The organism is Sphingomonas dokdonensis, assembly GCF_002197685.1.
GTDB classification, from domain to species: Bacteria; Pseudomonadota; Alphaproteobacteria; order Sphingomonadales; family Sphingomonadaceae; genus Sphingomonas; species Sphingomonas dokdonensis.
This window is the reverse complement of record NZ_NBBI01000002.1, coordinates 576,153-597,491: the sequence shown is the minus strand read 5'-3', so window position 1 is coordinate 597,491 and position 21,339 is coordinate 576,153. Positions and strand designations below refer to the sequence as shown.

Below are 21,339 nucleotides of genomic sequence, written 5' to 3'. Positions count from 1 at the left end.
TGAACCAGGCGCGATGAACCAGCAATGAGTTCGGCGCACGCACGCGCCGAGCCGCACGCGGCGGCCGACGAACGCCGGCCGCCATCGCGCATCAATGCTTACTGGTTGTTTTGACGGTGCAGGAAACGCGGGATGTCGAGCGAATCCTTGTTCTCTTCCTCTGCACCGCGCTGGTTGCCGCGCGACGCATTCTGCATCCGCTCGAACAGGGTACCACCCAGCTTCACGCGCGGCTGCGGCGGCACGTCGGCCCCGTTGTCGCCACCCGACAGCCAGCGACGACGCGGTGCCTCGCCACTGTCGTCGTCACCGAACACGCGCGGCTCGTTCGGCTTGGCCGGGGTTGCGGGCGCGCCCTGCTGGGGCGCGGGCACGACCGTGTCGCTACCCAACAGCAGCTCGTCGCCGGGGCCTTCCTCCACGCTGCGCGCCGCATCGGTGAGTTCAACGGCGGGCTTGGTGCCCGGTGCCGGTACGCCAGCCGACATCGCACCGGCCGCCGCGCCCGTAGGCTGCGGCGCGGGCGCTGATGCTGGTGCTGCCGGTGCGGCCGCGGGCGCGGGCGCAGCAGCGGCCGGTGCAGGCGCAGCAGGTGCCGCGTCCGGGCGGCGCGGGGCCGAGAAGCTGAACGCACGGGCGGGCTCTGATGCCGGCGCCTCGGTGCGCTCGACAGCCTCGATGCCGGTCGCGACGACCGACACGCGGATGCGGCCCTCAAGCTCGGGGTTGAATGCCGAACCCCAGATGATGTTGGCTTCGGGATCGACCAGTTCGCGGATGTGGTTCGCGGCCTCGTCCACCTCGAGCAGGCGCATGTCCTCGCCACCGGTGATCGAGATGATGACGCCCTTTGCGCCCTGCATCGACACGCCGTCGAGCAGCGGGTTGGCGATCGCCTTCTGCGCGGCGATCAACGCGCGGTCGTCACCGTCCGCCTCGCCGGTCCCCATCATCGCCTTGCCCATCTCCTGCATCACCGAACGGACGTCGGCGAAATCGAGATTGATGAGGCCCGGCATGACCATGAGGTCGGTGATGCCGCGCACGCCCTGCTGCAGCACCTCGTCAGCCAGTTCGAACGCCTGCTTGAAGGTGGTGTTGGCGTTGGCGATCAGGAACAGGTTCTGGTTCGGAATGACGATCAGCGTGTCGACGAACTTCTGCAGTTCCTCGATGCCCTGGTCGGCCGAGGTGCCGCGACGCTTACCTTCGAAGGCGAACGGCTTGGTTACGACGCCCACGGTCAGGATGCCCATGTCGCGCGCGGCCTTGGCGATGACCGGAGCGGCGCCGGTGCCGGTGCCGCCGCCCATGCCGGCGGCGATGAAGCACATATGCGCGCCTTCGAGCAGCTTCGAAACCTGCTCGATCGTTTCCTCCGCCGCGGCGCGGCCGATCTCGGGCCGGCTGCCGGCGCCGAGACCCTGCGTGATCTTGGCACCGAGCTGAATCTTCTGCGGGGCGATCGACTGCTTCAGCGCCTGCGCATCGGTGTTCGCGACCAGGAACTCGACGCCCTGCACGTCCGCGCGCATCATGTTGGCAATCGCGTTGCCGCCCGCGCCGCCGACGCCGATCACCGCGATCTTCGGGGTCAGTTCGTCCACCTCGGGTGCAATGAATTCGATGCCCATCGCCAAATTACTCCGTCATTTCGGGCACCAAACACTGGCCCGTCATCGCCATTAATCTTTGTGCAGCATCCCGGCGCTGCGTTCCAGCCGAAAAGCGGCCGTCGCGAATCAATAATTCGCCTTGGCCGCCTGAAACAACCGTTTGAGCGCGCCCAGACCCTTTTGCCGCACCACCATCTGCTGCGTCGGGACCAGACCGCGCAGGTCGACCGGGTCGGATGCGGCGAAGAACGCCAGGCCCGCAAGCGTCGCAAACCCGGGCCCGCCATGCGCATCGGGAAGCCCGGTGAGCCCGCGCGGCCGACCGACGCGCACGGTGCGGCCGAGCACCTGTTGCGCGTAATCCGCGATGCCCTTCAGCTCCGCACCGCCGCCGGTCAGCACCACCTGACGACCAACGGGCCCTTCGAACTTCAGTTCCTTCAGCGCGGTCTGCACCTCGTTGACGAGGTGTTCGAGCCGGGTGCGGATGACCGAGATGAGCGCGGCCTTGGTGATCTGCAAGGGATCGGCATCGTCGTCGGCGCGGCCGGGGCGGATCGCGATCATTTCGTGATTGTCGCGCGGGGAGGCGTTGGCCGAACCGTGGAAGCACTTCATGCGCTCGGCCTGGCTGCGCGAGGTGCCAAAGGCCGAGGCGATGTCGTCGGTGATGTCGCACGAACCGATCGGGATCGACTTCAGCCCCACCAGCATGCCGCCGGCGAACAGCGACACGTTGGTCATGCCTGCGCCGATTTCGACCAGTGCAACGCCAAGATCGCGCTCCTCTTCGCTGAGGCAGGCAAGGCCGGTGGCGATGGGCGAGGCGATGATCGACTTTACCTCCAGGTGCGCGGACCGCACGGTGAGGTCGAGGTTGCGCACCGGCGAACCATCGGCGGCGATGACGTGGATGTGGACGCCCAGGCGATCGGCGTGGAGGCCGAGCGGCTTCTTGACGCCGGTGAGCCCGTCGAGCGTGTAGAGCGCGGGCTGCGCATGGAGCACCATGCGGCCCTGCGGGTCGATCGCCTGCCGCCCCTCGCCGAGCAGGGCGTCGATATCCTGCTGCTCGATACGATGGCCGTTCAGCTCGACCTCGATGAACGCTTCGTCGCTGACGAGGCCGCCGGCGGAGAAGCCGGCCCAGACGTTTTCGATGTTGAAGCCGGCGATCCGCTCCGCCTGCGCCACCGCCTCGCGCACCGCGACCTCGGTCAGCGCCATGTCGGCGATATAGCCGCGCTTTACGCCCTTCGACTCGCGCTGACCCGTGCCGAGCACGACCAGCTCGCCGCCGTCGCCGCGCTGCGCGATCATCGCCGACACCTTGGAGGTGCCGATGTCGAGCGCGGTGATGATACCTTCGGGTGCCGCCTTTGCCATCGCCCTGTTTCCCTGTTCCCTGCCCCGTGGTGTCGTTTTAGACTTCGTCGATCCGTGCGAAGCGTGCGGGGGCGGCCGATGCGCCCTCCCCCGTACCTGCATCAGGTACGCTATGTTCCATGTCGGTCCCCGGCTTACGCGCGACGAGCTTGGCCGGATCGCGCATGTCGAAGCGCAGCCATCCCTTGCCGAGCAATGCGCGGGCACCGTCGAGTTCCGCGAACTTCACCAGCGCGGCCGCGGCGCCCTCCTGCGGCAGGGCGAGCGTCTCGCCGCTGTCGAAGGTCAGATCCCAGCGACGGTTGCCGACCCAGGTGGCTGCCTTCACCCGCGGCTTCAGCGCGGGCGCGGCGGCGAGCAGGCGCTGGTACGCGGCCTCCTGCCGGTCCGCGCCGGGGCCAATCACCAGCGGCAGATCGGGCATGCGGTTGCGGTCGACCGGCTCCAGCGGCACGCCGGTGGCGTCGATCAGCGTCAATTGGCCGCCATTCTGCCACACGGCAGCGGGCTCGCGCTCGACCACATGGATCAGCAGGCGGTCGGGCAGCCGGCGCGAGACATAGGCGTCCTTGATCCAGCCATAGGCCAGCAGCCGTTCGCGCACGGTGGTGAGATCGACGCGCAGCATCGCGCTTGGCTGATCCTCCAGCGCAACGGCGTACACCGTTTCGCGGTTCATCCGCTTGATGCCGGTGATGTCAACGCCCTCGACCTTCAGGCCAAGCTCGCCCGTGGCGTCGGCCATGGCGGTGCCGATCGCGGCGGGAACGCCGAACCATGAAGCGGTGGCGAGCGCGGCGGCGCCGCCAAGGCCGAGGATCGACCAGGTGACCGCACGGCGCAGCGTCGCTTCACTGACCGGCAACGCGGCGACGAGGCGATCGCCCAGTGACTTCTTGGGCGGGGCGCGGCGCACGGTGGGGCGGCGCGCCGGCGTGGCGCGGCTGGCGGCGCGGCTCATGCCTGTTCCCCCACCAGCGGATGATCGCGCAGCGCCTCGTCGACGATCGCCTGGACGAGATCGGGATAGGAGATGCCGAGGTGGCGCGCCTGTTCGGGAACGAGGCTGAGCGGCGTCATGCCGGGCTGGGTATTCACCTCCAGCAGGAACAGGCCGTCGACGCCGCGTTCATCGTCCCAACGGAAATCGGCGCGGCTGCAGCCCTGGCAGCCGAGCAGCTGGTGCGCGCGCAGGGCGAGCGCCTTGCACGCCTCCGTGATCTCGTCGGGCACCGGTGCGGGGAAGATGTGGTCGGTCAGGCCGTCGGTATATTTGGCGTCGTAATCGTACCAGCCGGACTTGGGGCGCAGCTCGGTGACGCCGAGCGCGCGGTCGCCGAGCACGGCGGTGGTGAGCTCGCGGCCGCGGATATACGGTTCGGCCAGAAGCTCGTCGAACTGCTGCCACGGACCGGCCGCGTCGCGGCTGATCGGGGTGCCGTGATTGCCCTCCGCCGTGACGATCGCGACGCCGACCGATGAGCCTTCGTTGACCGGCTTCAGCACATACGGGCGCGGGAGCGGATCGGCAGTGTAGAGATCCTCGGTCGCGACGATGCGGCCACCGGGCATGGGGATGCCGTGCGGGACCAGCGCCTGCTTGGTCAGCACCTTGTCGATCGCGATCACCGACGTGGCGAGGCCGCTATGCGTATAGCGGAGCCCCATGATGTCCATGAGGCCCTGGATCGAGCCGTCTTCGCCCGGCGTGCCGTGGAGCGCGTTGAAGACGAGATCGGGCTTGGCCGCCGCAAGCGCAGCGGCGACGTCGCGCTCCATGTCGATGCGCGTGACGCGGTGGCCGCGCTCTTCCAGCGCATCGGCGATGCCGGCGCCCGAGGAGAGCGACACCGCGCGCTCGGCGGACCAGCCGCCCATCAGGACGGCGATGTGCATCCCGCTCACGATGCCACCCCGACGCGCTGGATTTCCCATTCGAGGGTCACGCCGCTGGTCTCCTTCACGCGGGTGCGGACTTCCTCGCCGAGCGCCTCGATGTCGGCGCTGGTCGCGTTGCCGAGGTTGAGGAGGAAGTTGGTGTGCTTTTCGCTGACCTGCGCGTCGCCGCGCGTGAGGCCGCGGCAGCCGGCCTCGTCGACGAGCTGCCATGCCTTGTGGCCGGGCGGGTTCTTGAAGGTCGAACCGCCGGTCTTGGAGCGCAACGGCTGCGACTCCTCGCGCGCGGCAGCGATGCGATCCATCTCGGCCTGGATCGCAGCGGGTTCGCCGGGTTCGCCGCGGAAGGTGGCGGAGACGACGATCGCGCCGTCTGGCAGGTCGGAATGGCGGTAAGTGTAGTTCAGCTCGGACGCCGCGAGCGTACGACGTTCGCCGCTGCGCAGAATCACGTCGCATTCAACCAGCACGTCGGCCGTTTCGCGGCCATAAGCGCCGCCGTTCATCCGCACGAAGCCGCCGACGGTGCCGGGGATGGAGCGCAGAAACTCGACGCCGGCGATCCCTGCGTCACGCGCGGTCGAGGAGACAAGAATGCCGCTTGCGCCGCCGCCGCAGCGCAGCGTGGTGGCGTCCAGCGCCTCAACCTTCGCGAACGGCTTGCCCAGCCGCACGACGACGCCGGGATAGCCGCCGTCGCGTACGATTAGGTTGGAGCCCAGGCCGAGCGGAAGCACGGGGACGCTGCGGTCGAGCTTGGCCAAGAAGTTTGCCAGATCCTCAACCTTGGCGGGCTCGAAGAGAAACGCAGCCTTGCCGCCCGACTTGAACCAGACGAGCGGCGCCAGTGGGGCATTTTGCGTCAGTCGGCTCTGCGGCGGCGCAGGCGTGGCGGGTGGCGTCGTCATCGACGTGCCTCGATCGCCGGTGCGAGCGCCGAAGCCCATTTGGTGATGTCACCAGCGCCAAGGCAGATCACCTGGTCGCCAGCCTGCAGATCGCCTGCCAGCACCGTGGCCAGCGCATCGGCATCGGCTACCGCCGCGACAAGACGGTGCCCGCGATGGCGCAGCCCCTCGACCAAAGCGTCCGCGTCGACGCCGGGTACCGGCGCTTCGCCGGCGGCATAGACCGGGGTCACGTACACCGCGTCGGCATCGTTGAAGGCGCCCTGGAACTCGTCCATCAGATTGCCAAGGCGCGAATAGCGGTGCGGCTGGACGACGGCGATCACCCTGCCCTGTGCCGATTCACGCGCGGCGGAAAGGACGGCGCGGATTTCGACCGGGTGGTGGCCGTAATCGTCGATGATGGTCGCGCCCGCAACTTCGCCCACCTTGGTGAAGCGGCGCTTCACGCCGTTGAACTTCTCGAAGCCCTTCTGGATCGTCGCATCGTCGATGCCGAGTTCCAGCGCGACGCCGATCGCGGCGAGCGCGTTCTGGACGTTGTGGCGGCCGGGCATCGGCAAGTCGATACCTTCGATCGAGCGGGTGGTGCCGTCGCGGTGGCGGATGATCGCCTCGAACCGGTTGCCGCCTGGATAGGGCGATACGTTGACGCCGCGCACATCGGCGCTGGCCGCGAAGCCGTAAGTAACGATGCGGCGGTCGCGCACGCGCGGGATCAGCGCCTGCACTTCCGGGTGATCGAGGCACAGCAAGGCCGCGCCGTAGAAAGGCACGTTTTCGACGAACTCGACGTAAGCGTCCTTGGCCTTGTCGAAGCTGCCGTAATGATCGAGGTGCTCGGGATCGATGTTGGTCACCACCGCGATGGTGCCGTCGAGGCGCAGGAAGCTGCCGTCGCTCTCGTCGGCCTCCACCACCATCCAGTCGCTGTCGCCGAGGCGCGCGTTGGAGCCGTAGCTGTTGATGATGCCGCCGTTGATCACGGTGGGGTCCACCCCGCCCGCATCGAGCAACGCGGCGACCATCGAAGTGGTCGTCGTCTTGCCGTGCGTGCCGGCGACCGCGACGGTCGATTTGAGCCGCATCAGCTCGGCGAGCATTTCCGCGCGGCGAACAACCGGGATGCGCTGGCTCAGCGCAGCTTCCACCTCGGGATTGCCGCGCTTCACCGCGGTGGAGATCACCACCACCGCGACGCCATCGACGTTGGCGGCATCGTGACCGATCGACACCGTGATACCGCGTGCGCGCAAGCCCTCGACGACATAGCCCTCGGCAACGTCCGAACCCTGCACGCTATAACCAAGGTTGTGCATCACTTCGGCGATGCCGGACATGCCGATCCCGCCGATGCCGACGAAATGGATCGTGCCGATGTCGGTTGCGACACCTTTCATGCGAATGCTTCCTTCGGCTTGGCGCTGCCCACCGGCAATCTGGCGACCGGCGCGTCCAGGCTTTCGACCAGATCGGCGAGGTCGCGCGCGGCATCGGGCTTGCCGCAGGCGCGCGCGCGTCCGGCGGCATTCTCCAGCGCCGCGGGGTCAAGACCCAGCTTCTGCATCTGCTTGGCGAGTTCGCTTGGCGTAAAGGCGGTCTGCGGGATCGTCCGTGCGCCGCCGGCCGCGGTGATCTCGCGCGCATTGGCGGTCTGATGATCGTCGGTCGCGCCGGGCAGCGGCACCAGGATCGCGGGACGGCCAGCAGCGGTCAGCTCGGAAATGGTGGAGGCGCCCGCGCGCGCGATCACCAGATGCGCCCAGGCCAGCTGCTCGGGCAGATCGGGCAGATAGGTCGCAAGGTCGGCGGCGATATCCAGCTCGGCATATTTGGCGCGGGCGGCGTCGATATCCTCGATCCGCGCCTGGTGCGTCACCTGAAGCCGGCGGCGGAAGGCGACGGGGAGCATGGCGAGGCCGTCGGGCACCACCTTCGACAGGACACTCGCGCCTTGCGATCCGCCCGTCACCAGCACGCGGAAGATGCCGTCTTCCTCCAGCAGCGGATAGGGGCGCGTGCGCAGCGCCAGCACGGCATCACGCACCGGATTGCCGACATGATGCGCCTTGGCCTCATACTTCGGCTTCAATCGCTCGGTCTTGCCATAGGACGTGGCGATCGCGTCCACCCGGCCGGCGACGAGACGGTTGACGCGGCCGAGCACGGCATTCTGCTCGTGCACCGCCGTCGGGATCTTATCCGCGAAGGCAGCGGCGAGTGCGGGGAATGCGGGATAGCCGCCAAAGCCGATCACCGCCGCCGGCCGGAACGTCTTGTACAGTTCGCGCGCCATCGCCCGGCCGCGCCACATCTCGCGGGCGGCCTTGGCCCAGCCGAGTGGCCCGCCGGCGAGCCGCCCGGCTGGCAGCACATGCGTCTGCACACCATCGAACAGGCCGGGAAAGCGCACGCCGCGCTCGTCGCTGACCAGCGCAACGCGGTGGCCGCGCCGCATCAACTCTTCGGCGAGGGCCGCCGCCGGCACCATATGGCCGCCGGTACCGCCCGCCGCGAGAACGAAGTGCCGCGCCCGGCTCATGCCGCGCTCCCCCAGCGCGCCACATAGGGGCTACGCAACAGGAACGGATTGCGACGGGTGAAGGTGAGCAACAGCCCCATGCCGATCGACAACGCGATCATCGAGGAGCCGCCATAACTGATGAACGGCAAGGTCATTCCCTTGGAGGGCGCAAGCCCCGTGTTGACGGCCATGGAGATCAGCGCCTGAAGGCCGAACTGCGTCGCGAGACCCGATGCGGCGAGCAATTTGAAACTGTCCTGTTCGTCCAGCATCTTCACGAACACGCGCGCGACGATCGCGAGGAACAGTAGCGAGATCACCATGCAGGCGATCAGGCCGAATTCTTCGCCGATCACGGAAAAGATATAGTCGGTGTGCGCTTCCGGCAGGCCGAACTTCGACGTGCCGGCGCCCGGCCCGGTGCCGGTCCAGCCGCCCGAGGTGAGCGTGCGATGCGCGGCGTCGGTCTGGAAGTGCGCGCCCTCCGCCTCGTTGGGATCGCGGAACAGGAAGCTGTCGATGCGGGTGCGCGCGGTGCCGTAGAACATATACGCCGCGCCGACGCCGAGCGGCGCCATGGCGATGAACGCCGCCAGCGTCTTGGTGGGCGTGCCGGCGATGATCAGCAGCGTCATCCACACGAGGCCGAACACCATGGTCTGGCCGAAGTCCGGCTGCATCATCAGCAGCGCGCCGACCGTCGCGGTCATGGCGCAGGTGATGGCGGTGAGCGGCAGCCCCTCTTCCTTGGTGCGCAGCGACAGGAGCCACGCCACCGTGACGATGAAGCACGGCTTCAGGAACTCGGACGGCTGGAATTGCGAAAACCCGACGCCGAGCCAGCGCTTGGCGCCGTTCACCTCGACGCCGATGCCCGGGATGAGGACCAGCAGCAGCATGAAACCAAACGCCGCGGCGCCGATCACCGCACCGCGCCGCGCGACGTTGACTGGCAGCATGGAGATGCCGATCAGCACCGGCAGCGACACCGCGACCCACATTACCTGGCGCCAGAAATAATACAGCGGCGGCAGCTTCAGCGATTCACCCGAATAGCGCATCGCGGTCGCGGGCGACGCGGCGGCGACCGAAAGGAGTCCGACCGCGATCAGCGCAAAGGTGAGCAGCAGCAGGACACGGTCGGTATCCCAGAACCAGGTGCCGAGCGGCGAGCGGTCGCCGCGGCCGCCGCGGTCCTTGAACCGGCCGCGAATCCCTTGCGTGGTTGCCAGATCGGTCACGCCAAGTCCCCCACCGCGTCGCGAAATGCCTGGCCGCGATGTTCGTAATCGCGGAACTGATCGAAGGAAGCCGCCGCCGGCGACAGCAGCACGGTGTCGCCGGGCTGCGCCTGCGCGGCGGCGCTGGCGACGGCGGCCTCCAGCGTCCCCGCCTGTTCGACCGGCACCTTGCCATCGAGCGCGCGCGCGAAGACCGGGCCGGATGCGCCGATCGTATAGGCGCGCACGACATGGCCGAAGTGCGGGGCGCAGGCGTCGAGATCCTCGCCCTTCCCCTTGCCGCCGACGATCCAGTGGACGCGCGGGAAGGCGGCGAGCGCGGGGGCGGTGCTTTCGGGGTTGGTTGCCTTGCTGTCGTTGACGAAGGTGACGCCGTTCCGCTCGGCGACCTTTTCCATGCGGTGCGGCAGCCCGGCGAAGGTGGCGAGGCCACGGTCGATGTCCTGCTCGGACACGCCCAACGCCTGCGCGACGGCGATCGCGGCGAGTGCGTTCTGCGCGTTGTGCGGCCCCTGCAACGCGGGCCAGCGCGACTGGTCCATGCACACGCCAGGCGCGATCTTGGTCAGGTGTTCGCCGCGCGACGATAGGCTGCGGGCGATCTGCGCGGAGGGCGTGTCGCCGATGCCGATCACCGCGTCGTGCGTCGGCGACTGCATCGCAAACAGCCGTGCCTTGGAGGCGGCGTAGGCGTCAAAGCCGTCGTAGCGGTCGAGGTGGTCGGGCGTGATGTTGAGCAGCACCGCCACGTCGCAGTCGAGCGTCTGCGTGAGGTCGATCTGGTAGCTCGACAGTTCGAGCACGTAGACGCCGCCTTCGGGAAGCGGATCGGCACCGAGCACCGGCAGGCCGATGTTGCCGCCCATGCGCGCGGACAGGCCGGCGGTGTCGAGAATGTGGGCGACCAGCGCGGTGGTGGTCGATTTGCCGTTGGTGCCGGTGATGCCGACGACCTTGTGCGGCGGCAGCGTAGCGCGCGCCTGCGCGAACAATTCGATGTCGCCGATGATCGGCACGCCTTCCGCGCGGGCCTTGGCGGCGAGCGGATGCGTGTTGAGCGGAACGCCGGGCGAGACGACCAGGCCCGCGGCGCCGGTGAGCGTCAGTTCGGCGATGTCGTGGACGATCACGCCGTCGATGTCTCCGGCGGCTTCGCGCGCATCCGGGTTGCTGTCCCACGCCACGACATGCGCGCCCGCCGCGGCGAGCGCGCGCACGGTGGCGAGCCCCGAGCGGGCGAGGCCGAGGACGGCGTAGCGCTGGCCGCTCCAGGCGGGCGAGGTGATCACCGCAGCTTCAACGTTGACAGGCCGGCGAGCGCCAGCACGAGGCTGATGATCCAGAAGCGGATGACGACGGTCGGCTCGCTCCAGCCCATCTGTTCGAAATGGTGGTGGATCGGCGCCATGCGGAACACGCGCTTGCCGGTCCGCTTGTACCAGAACACCTGGATGATGACGCTCATCGCCTCCACCACGAACAGGCCGCCGATGATGCCGAGTACGATCTCGTGATGCGCGACCACCGCGATGGTGCCGAGCGCGCCGCCGAGTGCGAGGCTGCCGGTATCGCCCATGAACACCGCCGCGGGCGGCGCATTGTACCATAGGAACGCGAGCCCCGCGCCGATCATCGCGCCGCAGAAGATCGCGAGGTCGCCCGCGCGCGGGACGTGGGGGATGCCGAGGTAGTCGGCGAACTTCACGTTGCCGGCGAGATAGACGATCAGCATGAACGCGACCGAGGCAATGATCACCGGCATGGTGGCCAGGCCGTCGAGCCCGTCGGTGAGGTTCACCGCATTGCCGAACGCAACGATGGTGAAGGCCGCGAAGACCGGGAAGAACCAGCCGAGCTGCAGATAAACGCCGTTGGTGAACGGCAGGTACAATGCGGTGCCGTTCTCGTAGCTGATGATCCAGGCGGCGATGCCAGCGATCGCGAATTCGAGCAGCAGGCGCACACGGCCGGGGACGCCGGCGGTGCTCGCCTTTCGTACCTTGTCATAATCGTCGAGGAAGCCGATCGCGCCGAAACCGAGCGTGACGAACAGACAGGCCCAGACGAACGGGTTGCGAAGGTCCATCCAGATCAGGATCGACAGTGCGAGGCTGGTCAGGATCATCAGCCCGCCCATCGTCGGCGTGCCGCGCTTGGCAAGGTGCGTCTGCGGGCCGTCGGCGCGGATCGGCTGCCCCTTGCCCTGGCGAATGCGCAGCCAGCCGATGAACTTCGGCCCGATGACGAGGCCGATGAACAAGGCGGTTGCGATCGCCCCGCCGGTGCGAAACGACAGATAGCGGATGAGGTTGAGAACGCCCGGGAATCCGAGCTGTTCGGCAATCCAGTACAGCACTACATCTTGCCCCCGGCGAGCGCCGCGACGATCCGCGACAACCCAACCCCGTTCGATCCCTTGACGAGTACCGCGTCGCCCGGCGCGAGCATATCCGGAAGGACCTCCAGCGCCGCCGCGGCGGTGGGCACATGGACGAATTTGGCTTTGCCCTCAAGCGCCTGTGCCAGCGGCGCCATCTGTTCGCCGACGAGCAGCGCCGTTTCGACGCGCGCGGCGACGATCGGATCGGCAAGCGCGGCGTGATAGGCGGGCGAGCCCTCCCCCAGTTCGCGCATTTCGCCCAGCACCGCGACGTGGCGACCGGGCTCGGCCGACAGCACCGCGAGCGTCGCGGCCATGGAGGCTGGATTGGCGTTGTAGCTTTCGTCGATCACCAGCGCCTCGCCATGGCGCACGCGGGCGAGCAGCCGCGCGCCGCGCCCCGGGAGGCCGCCAAGGTCGGCGAGCGCAAGGCCGGCGAGGCCGAGATCGCCGCCCACCGCATCGACCGCGGCGACGACCGCCAACGCGTTGGACACCCAATGCGCCCCCGGCTGCGCCACGGTGAAGCTCAGTTCGCGCTCACCCACCCTTGCCGTGACGAATGTGCCGCCGGTTTTCACCGTCATGGTTTCGATCGGGTGCACGTCGGCGTTCTTGTCGGTGCCGAAGGTGACGATGCGCGCCGCATAGGGCCGAGCCGCGGCGATCAGGCGATCGCGGTGCGGGCTGTCATAGGGGACGATCGCGATGCCGCCCGGTTCGAGGCCGCGAAAGATCTCGCTCTTGGCGTCTGCGATCGCGCTTTCGTCGGGGAAGAATTCGGTATGCGCCGGCGCGATGGCGGTAACGATGGCGACATGCGGACGCACCAGCGTGGTCAGATGCGCGAGCTCGCCGGGATGGTTCATGCCCATCTCGAACACGCCGAAGCGCGTCGCGGCGGGCATGCGCGCGAGGCTCAGCGGCACGCCGGTGTGATTGTTGTAGCTCTTGACCGAGCGGTGCGTCCGGTCGGGTGCGCCGCGATCGAGCGCGGCGAACAGCGCCTCCTTCGTCGAGGTCTTGCCCACCGATCCGGTGACGCCGATGATCCGCGCATCGGTGCGCGCGCGGGCGGCGCGGGCGAGGTCTTCTAGCGCGGCGAAGGTATCGGCGACACGGACGGCGGGGTGCGGCGTGTCTTTGGAGACGAGCGCGCCGGCTGCGCCCTGGGCGAACGCCTGGTCGAGGAAGCGGTGGCCGTCGGTCGCCTCGCCGCCCAGCGCGACGAACAGATCACCGGGGCCGACTTCGCGCGAATCGAACGCGACGCCCGACACCGCGAAGTCGGCCAAAGCGGTGCCATTGGTGGCGGCAGCGATGTCAGAAGAGGTCCAGAGGGGGAGCATGGCGCCCTATAGCATCTTGATCGCGCGCGGCGTGTGCCAAACCGCACTTGTGATCGCGGACTTGATCCGGGATCCATGGTGCCCCGCATGGTGCGCCTCAAACAACGAGCGACAGCGCTCGCCGATGATTGGATCCCGGCGCAAGGCCGGGATGACGAACGTGGAACGGTTTGACAATGCCCCGCTCAACGCAGGCCGCTCACCGTGTCGCCGGTCACGAGGTCGTAGCGCAGGCCGAGCTTGCGGCGCTCGCGCGGCGGCTTGTCGGCGTCGCTGACCTGCGGCTTGGACGGAACCACGAACTTACGCTTCACCTGCAACCTCCCTGGCTACACTCACGTCATCAAATGGCAGGACAATGTCCCGGACGATCTGGCCCTGTTCGTGCCCCTTGCCGGCGATCAAGACGATGTCGTCGGCGCGCGCCTGCTGGATGGCGAGGCGGATCGCGCCGCGGCGGTCGCCATGCTCGATCGCGCTGGGGGCGCCCTTCAGGATGTCGGCGCGGATCGCGGCGGGTTGTTCGCTGCGCGGATTGTCGTCGGTGACGATCGCCACGTCGGCATGCGCCGCGGCGACCTGCCCCATCGGCTCGCGCTTGCCCTGATCGCGGTCGCCGCCGGCGCCAAAGACGAGGATCAGACGGCCGGTGACATGCGGGCGCAGCGCGGCGATCGCCGCCTCCAGCGCATCGGGGGTATGCGCATAATCGACATAGACGGGCGCACCGCTGGGCGCGATCACCGCGCGTTCGAGGCGCCCGCGCACGGGCTGCAATCGGCCGAGCCCGGCGATGGTGGCGGCAACATCGCCGCCGGTGGCGATGACGAGGCCGGCGGCGACCAAGGCGTTGGCGGCCTGATAGGCGCCGATCAGCGGCAAGGTGACGCGATGCTCGGCTCCGCCCGCGGCGATCACCAGCCCCTGCCCCAGCAAGGTCGGATCGCGCGAAACGAGGCGCAGGTCGTCGCCATGTTCGCCCACGGTGAACAGGCGGTTGCGGCGCTGGCGGGCAAGATCGACGACGCGTTCGGAATTGGGATCGTCGGCCCACACCACCGCGGTGCCGTCCGGCGCCAGCACCTCGGAGAACAGCCGCAGCTTGGCGGTGAAGTAATTGGCCATGTCGCCATGGTAATCGAGGTGATCGCGCGACAGGTTGGTGAAGGCGGCCGCGGCGACGCGCAGCCCCTCCGTGCGATATTGCGTCAGGCCATGGCTCGACGCTTCGAACGCCACGTGGGTGACGCCTTCGCGCGCGAGCCCGGCGACGTTGGACAGGAAGGTGACGACGTCGGGGGTGGTGAGGCCGGTGCTGACCTGCTCGCCCGCGGTGGTAACGCCGAGCGTGCCGATCGACGCGGCGTGGTGCCCTGCCATGCGCCACAGCTGACGGGTCAGCTCGACGGTCGAGGTCTTGCCGTTGGTGCCGGTGACGGCGACGGCGGTCTCGGGGAATGGCGCGAAGAAACGGGCGGCGAGCGCGGCGAAGCAGGCGCGCGGATTGTCGTCGGCGATATGCACCGCACCCTCGACCACCGCCGAGTGGCGCGCAACCACCGCGACCGCCCCGGCGGCGACCGCGGCGGGGATGAAATCCTCCCCGTTCACGCGCGCGCCCTCGAACGCGCCGAAGATCGTGCCCGGCGCCACCTTGCGATGGTCGATCGCGAAGCCGGTCACGCCCGCGGTCTCGGTGCCGCCGGTCAGGGTGCCGAGCTTCATTCCGCTTCCACCTTCTTGTCGCCGGGGGCGTGCCACAGCAGCGCCTGAAGCTCGCGGATGTCGATATCGCGCTGGTTATCGGGGATGACGCCCAGCATCGCGCCCGTGCGGCTGATGACGCGGCTGACGACCGGTGCGGCAGTATAGGCAGCGGTGGTCTGGAAGGAGTTCGCCTCCACCCGCTTTGGGCTGTCCATCATGGTCAGCACGACGTAGCGCGGTGCGTCCATCGGAAAGGCGGCGGCAAAGGTCGAGACGTTGCGGTTATGCGCATAGCCGCCGCCTTCCGCCGCTTCCGCCGTGCCGGTCTTCCCGCCGACACGGTAACCGGGCGCCTCCGCCTTGCGGCCGGTGCCGTCGGTCACGATCAGGCGCAGCAGCTGGCGCAGCCGCGCGCTGGTCGACGGGCTGATAACGCGGCGGCCCTGCGGCGCCTTGCCCGGCGCGACCTTCAGCAAGGTCGTCGGGCGCCAGATGCCGCCGTTGACCAGGGTCGCATAAGCATTGGCGAGGTGCAGCGGGGTCACCGCGATACCGTGGCCATAAGCGGTGGTCATCACCGTGGTGCGCGCCCAGTAATGCGGCCAGAGCGGACGGCCCTTCTCCAGAAGCTCGATATCCGGCTTGGTATCGAAGCCCATCTTGCGGAACATGTTCTGCATCCGCGCCGCGCCGATCTCGTCCGCGATGCGCGCGGTGGCGATGTTGGAGGAATGGATCAGCGTTTCGGGGATGTTGAGCCAGCGCTTTTGCGCGTGATCGTCCTTGATACGGAAGCGGCCGACCTGAAGCGGCGCAGTGGCATCGAAGCGGCGCGACATGTCGGTGACGACGCCGGTGTCGATCGCGGTCGCCATGGCGATCGGCTTGAACGCGGAGCCGAGCTCATACACGCTCTGCGTCACCGTGTTGCGCAGCTGCTCCGTGCCGGCCATGCCGACGCGGTTCGGATTGAACAGCGGCAGCGAGACCATGGAGATCACCTCGCCGGTATCGACGTCGAGCACGACGCCGGCGGCGGCGCGCGCCTGCATCGACGCCATCGCCTGGCCGAGTTCGCTTTCCATCGCGGCCTGCACGCGGCTGTCGATCGAGAGGGTGACGGGGGTGCCCGACAGCGCCGGGTTGAGCAGCCGCTCGTCGAGCGCGCGCTCCATGCCGAGGCGCCCGTGAACGGTGGGGTCCTTGCGCGTGGTGCCGATGTAGCCGAGCACGTGGGCGGCGAGCGTCGACTGCGGGTAGAGCCGCTGCGTCTCGCGATCGAAGACGATGCCCGGCTCACCGATGGTGTTCACCGCCTCGACCAGCGCAGGCGACGCGCGGCGGTTCAGATAGGTGAAGTTCACGTCCTTGCTGATGAGCGCGTAGAAATGCTGCTGGTCGCCGACGTCGGGCATCAGATCGGCCAGCTTCTTCGCGATTTCATTCTTGTCGCCGAGCAGGCGGCGCGGGTGAACGCCGATGGTCCAAGCGTCGATGGTGCGCGCGAGCTGCTGCCCGTTGCGATCGACGATGTCGCCGCGCGGCGCGGTGCTGATCGCGGCGACGCGGCTGGGACCGCCGTCGAACGCAAGCATTGCGAGGCGACCGATGACCAGGAAAATGGCCGCCGCGAACAGCAGCAACAGCACCATCAGGCGCTGATGTTGCGTGGCGAGCAGCGCCTGGCGCTGTTCGCTGACGCGCGCCGGGCGCGTCGCGCGGGCGACCATGGTGGTCAACGCAGGGAACCCCGTTCCGAGCGCGCGCCGCTCATCAGGTCGCCAAGCGTCGAATCGCTGAGCAGCGACTTGTCGAGCATCGCCACCGCATGCGTCTTGCGGATCGTGTCGTTGGCGGCAGCGGTGGTCGTCACGGCAGCCTTGATCACCATCGGCCGGGCAGCGGCGGGCGCGCGGTCCGCGGCGGCGACCGCAACCTTTACCGTGGTGACGGGTGCGCGCGGCGCGGCAGACTTGGCCGCCACCTGCACCAGCGTTGCGGGCGCGGCGGCCGGCGCTTCGTCGATCACGGCGGGGGCGATCTCGGAGCGGCGCGAGGGAACGATCAACTGGGCGGTCTGCGTCCCTGCATCGCCGGCGCCAGGCGTCATCGCACCCGGGCGGAAGCTGATGGCGGCCAGCTGCCCTTCGTCGCGCACGAACTGCGATGCGGTGGGCGCCACCAGCGCCAGGGTATCGCCGTTCCACCGTTCGAGCTGCGCCAGGTTCGAGCGGACGTCGAACTCGGTTTCGAGCGCGCGAATGTCGCGCTCGGCCGAGCTGATCTTGGCGTCGATCTGCGCCAGGCGCTTGCGCTCCGCCGCCACCTGCAGGCTGACGAGGTAGAAGCTCAGCGACACGATCACCACGCCGCCAAACCAGCCAAGTCCCTTTAGTCGATACGCCGCCGTCATTTACTCGTCTCCACTCGCCGTCCGCCCCGCCACATCGTGTTGCCCGCTATCGCCCCCCGGCGCATTCCATGCCGGCGCCGCCGTCCGCCGCGCCGCCCGCAAGGTGGCGGAGCGCGCGCGCGGGTTGCGCGCCACCTCCGCCGCACTCGGGCGCACCGCGCGCCCGATCATCTCGAACGTCGGCGCGCGCTCGTCCACCGCCGCGGGACGATGCCGCGAGCCAGCGGGCGTGCTGCCACTGCGCGCACGCAGGAACCGCTTGACCATGCGATCTTCCAGCGAGTGGAAGCTGACCACCGCCAGGCGGCCACCAGGAGCCAGCACCCGCTCCGCCGCCGCAAGCCCCGCCTCCAGCTCACCGAGTTCGTCATTCACATGGATGCGCACCGCCTGGAAGGCGCGGGTCGCCGGATCCTTCTTGTCGTGCGGCCGATGGCCGAGCGCCCTGCGCACCACGCGGGCAAAGTCCGCGGTGGTGGTGAGCGGACGCGCCGCCACGATCGCGCGCGCGACCCGGCGAGACTTGGGCTCCTCGCCAAAGCGCCACAGCACGTCGGCAATCGCCGCCTCGTCGGCGTTGTTCAGGAAATCAGCGGCGCTGTCGCCTTCCTGGCTCATGCGCATGTCGAGCGGGCCATCCTGCTGAAAGGAAAAGCCACGGTCCGCCTGATCGAGGTGCATCGACGACACGCCAATGTCCATGGTGACGCCGTCGACCGCGCCTACCCCAAGCGCGGCGAGTTCGCGGTCGAGGCGGGAGAAAGTCGCCGGCACAAGCGTCAGCCGGGCCTCCGCCCCCTCCAGCGCACGGCCCGCTGCAATCGCGTCGGGATCGCGATCAAAGGCGAAGACGCGCGCCCCCGTAGCCAGCAGGGCACCGGTGTAGCCGCCTGCACCGAAGGTGGCGTCAACCATCGTTTCGCCTGCTGCGGGGGACAGCGCGGCAAGCACTTCATCCAGCAGGACGGGGATGTGCGGCGCGGCGCTCACAGCGCGATCCCCTTGTCGCGGCACATGATGGCGGCATGGCGTTTCACCATTTCGTCCACACCATCGTGCGCAACGAGCGCACGCGGATCCCAGATCATGAAGCTTTCGTAATCGCCGAGAAAAAAGGCGATGTCGCTGATTCCGGCAAGTTCACGCTCGGCCGCGGGCAGGATGAAGCGGCCGCTGCCGTCGAATGGCACGGGTTCAACGGAGGCGCCGCGCATCCGCGGTGCGTAATAAGCAGCAGAGCCGGTGTGCGCATTCGCCTCGGCCTGGCGCTGCACCAGCTGGTTCTTGGCGAATTCGATGTAGCCGCGATCGTGCGCGATCAGGCAGGGAAAATCGGGGTGAACGCCGACCAGCACGGTGCCGCCGTCCTTGCCGTCGGGCCGCGGCGCGTTTTGGGCCAGCGCCGCGCGCAGGGTGCTTGGAATCGCGACCCGGCCCTTGTCATCGACAAGACCGACCCCCTTTCCAAGATAATCCACCCGTTCCGACACGCCCACCTCGCACAAGGCGCGCAAAAGACCCTGTTCCAGAAAGCAGCCCTCGCCGCTCGCTGGTTGCCGCACGCTGCAGACAACAGTGGTCCTGCCCCTCTGTCACCAGATGAGTATCAGCGAGCTTTGGGGATGTGAAGGGAAATTCGGGGAAATCCGGGGAAATACACTAGTCCGGCGGGAATCTCGGGGTTGTTGCCGGCATTCGCGGCGCACGTTCGCGATTGGTTCTGCGGCATGGTCGGGTCATCGCGCCGCAGCCAGGTAGAATCGTCATCGATTCCCCGGATTTCCCCGGCGCACCCATGATCATCGTGCGCCGCCCTCAGGTGCGGGGTTCACGCGGGCGGGATCGGGTGCGGCTTGGCTGCCGGCGGCAGGATTGGCGGGCACGGCATCGGGCGCTGCCGGTGCAGGCTCGACCGGGCTGGGTTCTGCGGTACTGGGTGCGACGCCGAGCTGGGCAAGCGGCTCGTTTTCCGCTTCTGCCGCTGCCGCGCTATTGGCGGCCGTCATGTTCGCCACTTCGGCAGCGCTGGTCGCGGCCGTCGGAGATTGCTGGCGATTGGCGGCGCTGAACAGCGCGCTGGCAAGACCGATCAACAGGATAACAGCCGCCAGCCCGACCATGCCGACCCGGACACGCTGCATCGCTTGATTAGAGGTTGCGCCCTGCTTCATCTTGTCGCTCGACTCTAACGCCGTGTCGCGCGCTTGTCGAACATCGCGGGTCAAGCGCGCGCCGCAGCCAGCCCCTTCGACTCGCGCCACTCCGGATTGTACAAGGTGGAGAGATAGCGAAAGCCGGTGTCACACAGGATCGTCGCGATCCGCTTGCCCGGGCCAAGCGCCTTGGCCAAACGCACCGCACCGGCGACGTTGATGCCCGACGACAGGCCAAGGCACAGCCCTTCCTCGGCAAGCAGTCGGTCAACCCACTCCAGCCCCTCGGCATCGGAAATGCGGAACTGGGTATCGATCGGCGCACCTTCCAGGTTGGCGGTGATCCGCCCCTGCCCGATGCCTTCGGCAACCGAAGAACCTTCGCCCTTCAGCTCACCATTGGCGTAGTAGTTATAAAGAGCGGCGCCATGCGGATCGCTGAGCGCAATGGTGATCCGCTCGTCCTTTTCCTTGAGCCCCAGGCCGACGCCGGCGATCGTGCCGCCGGTTCCAGCGGCACAGGTGAAGCCGTCGATCCGCCCCTCCATCTGGGTCCAGATTTCTTCGGCCGTACCGACGATATGCGCGCGGCGATTGGCGATATTGTCGAACTGGTTGGCCCAGATCGCACCCGGCGTTTCGTCGGCGATGCGGCGCGACTGATGCACGAAGTGGCACGGACTGGAATAAGGCGCTGCCGGCACCGTCACCAGCTCGGCACCCAGCGCGCGCAGCGTGTCCATCTTTTCCTTGGATTGCGTATCCGGCATCACGATGATCGTGCGATAACCCTTGGCATTCGCGACCAGCGCGAGGCCGATGCCGGTGTTTCCCGCAGTCCCCTCGACGATCGTACCGCCGGGCTGAAGCGCGCCGCGCGCCTCGGCGTCCTCGACGATGAACAGCGCCGCGCGGTCCTTCACGCTGGCGCCGGGATTGGCGAATTCGCATTTGCCGAAGATGTCGCACCCGGTCGCCTCGCTCGGCCCGTTCAACCGAACGAGCGGTGTATGACCGATGAGCGAAAGCGTGTCTGAAGCGATGTGCATGGTCGCCTAGATGGCGCGCGCCTTGCGCGGCGGCAACCACAGCTTGCGCTTTGCCTGATGATAGCCATGCTACTTGGCGTGCCGCGTCGTCTCGGCTGAACCGGTCGGCCGCCGCCGCGTTGCCGTCCGATCAAGCCATGACCGTGAAATGCTCATTTCCGCCCGTTGCCGCGCCGAGTGCGCGCGTCCTGATCCTCGGCAGCCTGCCCGGCGAGCGAAGCCTGGCCGAGCAGCGCTATTATGCGCATCCGCAGAACCAGTTCTGGGCGTTGATGTCGCCCGTGATCGGGCGAGACTTGACTGCGTTGGCCTATGAGGATCGACTTGCGGCGCTTCAGGCGGCGGGCGTCGCCCTGTGGGACGTCGTGGCCTCGGCGCGGCGACGCGGGAGCACCGATGCGACGATCCGGGATGCCAGCGCGAACGATCTGGCGAGTCTGCTGGACGGACTGCCGCAACTGCGCGCCGTCGCCTTCAACGGCGGCAAGGCGCTGTCGCTTGGGCGTCCGCTCCTGCGCGACCGACCTCTTGCGATCCTCGCCCTGCCCTCGTCCAGCCCGCTGCACACCATCGGCCGGCCTGCCAAGCAGCCAGCCTGGGACGCGATTACAGCCTATCTTCACTAGGTGAACACATCGAAGGTGCAAGGCGTTGCGCAACGACCATTCAAGTACCGTTCATCGCCAATGGGATATCACTTGAACAACTATTCGGGTT

The 21,339-nt window shown here is 68.1% G+C and carries 20 protein-coding genes; 1 reads left to right on the top strand and 19 read right to left on the bottom strand.

Annotated elements, in window-relative coordinates; translation table 11 throughout:
• Positions 1–98: 98 nt before the first annotated feature.
• The 19 genes from ftsZ to SPDO_RS07605 form a co-directional block, all read right to left on the bottom strand.
• Positions 99–1,634 (bottom strand): cell division protein FtsZ, encoded by a 1,536-nt coding sequence (gene ftsZ / locus SPDO_RS07690; RefSeq protein ID WP_088366863.1) that lies wholly within the window; start codon positions 1,632–1,634, stop codon positions 99–101.
• 108 nt (positions 1,635–1,742) lie between these two features.
• Positions 1,743–3,002: a cell division protein FtsA gene (gene ftsA / locus SPDO_RS07685; RefSeq protein ID WP_088366862.1), complete on the bottom strand. Its 1,260-nt coding sequence runs from the start codon at positions 3,000–3,002 to the stop codon at positions 1,743–1,745.
• Between the two features lie 37 nt (positions 3,003–3,039).
• On the bottom strand, positions 3,040–3,963 hold the full coding sequence (locus SPDO_RS07680) for a cell division protein FtsQ/DivIB (protein ID WP_088366861.1): 924 nt from the start codon (positions 3,961–3,963) through the stop codon (positions 3,040–3,042).
• Entirely contained in the window at positions 3,960–4,898 is a 939-nt protein-coding gene (locus SPDO_RS07675) for a D-alanine--D-alanine ligase (protein WP_088366860.1), read from the bottom strand. Before SPDO_RS07675 ends, SPDO_RS07680 begins: the two co-directional genes overlap by 4 nt.
• A gap of 5 nt (positions 4,899–4,903) precedes the next feature.
• On the bottom strand, positions 4,904–5,806 hold the full coding sequence (gene murB, locus SPDO_RS07670) for a UDP-N-acetylmuramate dehydrogenase (RefSeq protein WP_088367040.1): 903 nt from the start codon (positions 5,804–5,806) through the stop codon (positions 4,904–4,906).
• Entirely contained in the window at positions 5,803–7,206 is a 1,404-nt protein-coding gene (murC, locus tag SPDO_RS07665) for a UDP-N-acetylmuramate--L-alanine ligase (RefSeq protein ID WP_088366859.1), read from the bottom strand. Before murC ends, murB begins: the two co-directional genes overlap by 4 nt.
• Entirely contained in the window at positions 7,203–8,348 is a 1,146-nt protein-coding gene (gene murG / locus SPDO_RS07660) for an undecaprenyldiphospho-muramoylpentapeptide beta-N-acetylglucosaminyltransferase (protein WP_088366858.1), read from the bottom strand. The genes murC and murG overlap by 4 nt, the downstream gene beginning before the upstream one ends.
• Positions 8,345–9,571: a peptidoglycan glycosyltransferase FtsW gene (locus SPDO_RS07655; RefSeq protein ID WP_425441935.1), complete on the bottom strand. Its 1,227-nt coding sequence runs from the start codon at positions 9,569–9,571 to the stop codon at positions 8,345–8,347. Before SPDO_RS07655 ends, murG begins: the two co-directional genes overlap by 4 nt.
• Positions 9,568–10,860: a UDP-N-acetylmuramoyl-L-alanine--D-glutamate ligase gene (gene murD, locus SPDO_RS07650; RefSeq protein ID WP_088366857.1), complete on the bottom strand. Its 1,293-nt coding sequence runs from the start codon at positions 10,858–10,860 to the stop codon at positions 9,568–9,570. Before murD ends, SPDO_RS07655 begins: the two co-directional genes overlap by 4 nt.
• Positions 10,857–11,927, bottom strand: coding sequence for a phospho-N-acetylmuramoyl-pentapeptide-transferase (mraY, locus tag SPDO_RS07645; protein WP_088366856.1), 1,071 nt, complete (start codon positions 11,925–11,927; stop codon positions 10,857–10,859). Before mraY ends, murD begins: the two co-directional genes overlap by 4 nt.
• The gene (locus SPDO_RS07640; RefSeq protein ID WP_088366855.1) at positions 11,927–13,300 is read right to left on the bottom strand and encodes a UDP-N-acetylmuramoyl-tripeptide--D-alanyl-D-alanine ligase; all 1,374 of its coding nucleotides are present in this window, start codon (positions 13,298–13,300) and stop codon (positions 11,927–11,929) included. The genes mraY and SPDO_RS07640 overlap by 1 nt, the downstream gene beginning before the upstream one ends.
• 185 nt (positions 13,301–13,485) lie before the next feature.
• Positions 13,486–13,614, bottom strand: a complete 129-nt coding sequence (locus tag SPDO_RS17245) for a hypothetical protein (RefSeq protein ID WP_281252566.1) — start codon at positions 13,612–13,614, stop codon at positions 13,486–13,488.
• Positions 13,604–15,025 (bottom strand): UDP-N-acetylmuramoyl-L-alanyl-D-glutamate--2,6-diaminopimelate ligase, encoded by a 1,422-nt coding sequence (locus SPDO_RS07635; RefSeq protein WP_088366854.1) that lies wholly within the window; start codon positions 15,023–15,025, stop codon positions 13,604–13,606. Before SPDO_RS07635 ends, SPDO_RS17245 begins: the two co-directional genes overlap by 11 nt.
• Positions 15,022–16,737, bottom strand: coding sequence for a peptidoglycan D,D-transpeptidase FtsI family protein (locus tag SPDO_RS07630; protein WP_088367038.1), 1,716 nt, complete (start codon positions 16,735–16,737; stop codon positions 15,022–15,024). Before SPDO_RS07630 ends, SPDO_RS07635 begins: the two co-directional genes overlap by 4 nt.
• 5 nt (positions 16,738–16,742) lie before the next feature.
• Positions 16,743–17,420, bottom strand: a complete 678-nt coding sequence (locus SPDO_RS07625) for a hypothetical protein (protein ID WP_088366853.1) — start codon at positions 17,418–17,420, stop codon at positions 16,743–16,745.
• Positions 17,421–18,410 carry a 16S rRNA (cytosine(1402)-N(4))-methyltransferase RsmH gene (gene rsmH / locus SPDO_RS07620; protein WP_088366852.1) on the bottom strand — a complete coding sequence of 330 codons (990 nt, stop codon included), beginning with the start codon at positions 18,408–18,410 and terminating at the stop codon, positions 17,421–17,423.
• Positions 18,407–18,982, bottom strand: coding sequence for a division/cell wall cluster transcriptional repressor MraZ (locus tag SPDO_RS07615; RefSeq protein WP_245829274.1), 576 nt, complete (start codon positions 18,980–18,982; stop codon positions 18,407–18,409). Before SPDO_RS07615 ends, rsmH begins: the two co-directional genes overlap by 4 nt.
• Before the next feature lie 237 nt (positions 18,983–19,219).
• The gene (locus SPDO_RS17045; RefSeq protein WP_211280013.1) at positions 19,220–19,561 is read right to left on the bottom strand and encodes a hypothetical protein; all 342 of its coding nucleotides are present in this window, start codon (positions 19,559–19,561) and stop codon (positions 19,220–19,222) included.
• A gap of 80 nt (positions 19,562–19,641) precedes the next feature.
• Positions 19,642–20,622, bottom strand: a complete 981-nt coding sequence (locus SPDO_RS07605; protein WP_088366851.1) for a cysteine synthase A — start codon at positions 20,620–20,622, stop codon at positions 19,642–19,644.
• Positions 20,623–20,759: 137 nt separating this feature from the next.
• Between SPDO_RS07605 and SPDO_RS07600 the strand changes: the two genes are divergently transcribed.
• Positions 20,760–21,248: a DNA-deoxyinosine glycosylase gene (locus SPDO_RS07600; RefSeq protein ID WP_088366850.1), complete on the top strand. Its 489-nt coding sequence runs from the start codon at positions 20,760–20,762 to the stop codon at positions 21,246–21,248.
• The last annotated feature ends 91 nt before the right edge of the window (positions 21,249–21,339 follow it).